Consider the following 1,744-nt stretch of genomic DNA (forward strand, 5'->3'; position numbering starts at 1 on the left):
ACGGGGTCGACCTTGATGAAGATGTTGCCGCCATCACGGAAATGGATCAGGTGTTCACCTTCTCCGGCACCAAGCACATAGCCCTGCGGCACCGGGTTGTGCGACGTCGCCTCGATCGCCTTGCTGTTTGGCATCGCGTGCTCCATTGGCCGATATTCAAGAATGAAAAGGCCACAATAGCAAAATGCTGGACCACGAGCGACGCTGATGGTCAAAGATGGCTTTGGGTTATTCGCGCGATTCTGGCATGTCCCCAGCATGTCCGGTTAGGGGTTGCCGGTTAATCTCGGAAATGCCGATTGTCCGATTTTGCCAGGTGAAGGCACCGGTTCGGACGTGATTCAAGCGCTCAAATCGGGACCTCGAATCATGCGGCATGAACTGACGGACTTTGAATGGGTTGCCATCAGGCCGTTCCTTTCGAACAAGCCGCGTGGATTCCCCGTGTTGACGACCGGCGCCTCGCATCAATCCGGATTTGCGCGCTAATGGGGTCCGCGCCCCAGTTGCGGCTTCATCGTCGATGCGGAAGGTCAGCTTGCCGCCGCGTCGCGAACGCGCAGGCACGCGCGCGCCGCGCCTTGGGCGCTTGATGAATCGATATCGCCGCGCCGCCATTCGCGGATGACGAAGGGACAGCCATTGCCGCTTTCCAGCGAGACCAGCGCCTCGCGTATGAAGCGGGTGCCGTCCGGGGCGCTGATATCCGCGCGGATGGTCATGCTGCCGCCCGTGGGCAGCCCTCGCTTGCCGGCCGCCTGCTTCGGCGCGACATTCAGCAATCTGAGCGTCGCGGGAGAGGCGGCCTCGATGTCGGGCTCGGGCCGTCCGGAGCGAACCGTGACATGGCGAAGCGCCGTCCGGAACAGAAGGGGCGACATGCCGTCGATCTGATCGAGCTGCATCACGGTGGTGAAGCGTGCTTCAGCAGACCCCGCGCCCGGCGTGCCCTGCGCCTTGGGTTTGCGGAATTCGACGATCTGCGCGGCGATGCGACTGCCCTTCGACTGATCGCCCGTAAGCGCGGTGAAGAAGCGCGTCAGCGCGGCCGGGCTCGCCGTGTTCAGGTCGATCTTCCCGCTCGCGCCCGTGGAGGAGCCGTCCACAGCATCACAAGCGGTCATTCAATCCCTCGCACAACGTTGATGCACATCAATGCGGCGCAATTTGACGGATGTCGGGATTCGGGCTGCATCCGATCGAAACTCAGGCGAGCTTCAACGGATGTCGCTCAGCGACAACAGGAGGGAATGCCATGAGATACATCGCATTGGTATTTGTCTTCGCTACGACGTCGATCTCGGCAGGGGTGGCGTCCGCCGACGACAAACTGAAAGGCACCTATGCCGTTGCGGGCATTACGAACTGTTTAGTGGCGCCGTCTGGATTTGCAAATGATATCAAGGGAAATCCGACAATTGCGAATGGCAACGATAGCTTCGTATTGGTGCAGAATTTTCAGGCTCGCTTGAACTTTAATGGTGACGGAAAGGGCACTGCATCTGGCACATGGATGAGCATGCCGCCTGCTCCGCCCGCCAAAGCCGCAGGGAGTGCAGGCACCTTCTCCTACTCGTTTACTCACACGCCGGTCACGAATAACTCCTTTGTCACCTTGCCAACACCCGGAACGAACAAGGGTGCTGTCGACTACGGCCCCTCAGCTGGCCTGCAGTTCGCAGTCGAGGACACTTTTCATCGCGTATTTCAGCTCTCAAATGACCAGAAAAGCGGCACAGTAGCT

2 protein-coding genes and 1 pseudogene are annotated in these 1,744 nt (G+C 59.7%); 2 read left to right on the forward strand and 1 reads right to left on the reverse strand.

Annotated elements, in window-relative coordinates; translation table 11 throughout:
• Positions 1–369 precede the first annotated feature (369 nt).
• Positions 370–465 (forward strand): annotated as a pseudogene (locus tag CQ12_RS46550) (IS5/IS1182 family transposase); the annotation flags it as partial.
• A gap of 68 nt (positions 466–533) precedes the next feature.
• Here CQ12_RS46550 and CQ12_RS22315 read toward each other — a convergent pair.
• Positions 534–1,124, reverse strand: a complete 591-nt coding sequence (locus CQ12_RS22315) for a helix-hairpin-helix domain-containing protein (RefSeq protein ID WP_157088401.1) — start codon at positions 1,122–1,124, stop codon at positions 534–536.
• A 131-nt stretch (positions 1,125–1,255) separates the two neighbouring features.
• On the opposite strand from CQ12_RS22315, the gene CQ12_RS44055 reads away from it, so the two are divergent.
• Positions 1,256–1,744: hypothetical protein (locus tag CQ12_RS44055; protein WP_157088402.1), on the forward strand; the 489-nt coding region annotated here is incomplete at its 3' end.

The organism is Bradyrhizobium jicamae (assembly GCF_001440395.1).
In the GTDB taxonomy this organism is placed as follows: Bacteria; Pseudomonadota; Alphaproteobacteria; order Rhizobiales; family Xanthobacteraceae; genus Bradyrhizobium; species Bradyrhizobium jicamae.

Excerpts from the sequence above, each read along its gene's own strand:
- CQ12_RS22315 (WP_157088401.1), bottom strand. The coding sequence starts at position 1,124 with ATGACCGCTTGTGATGCTGTGGACGGCTCCTCCACGGGCGCGAGCGGG.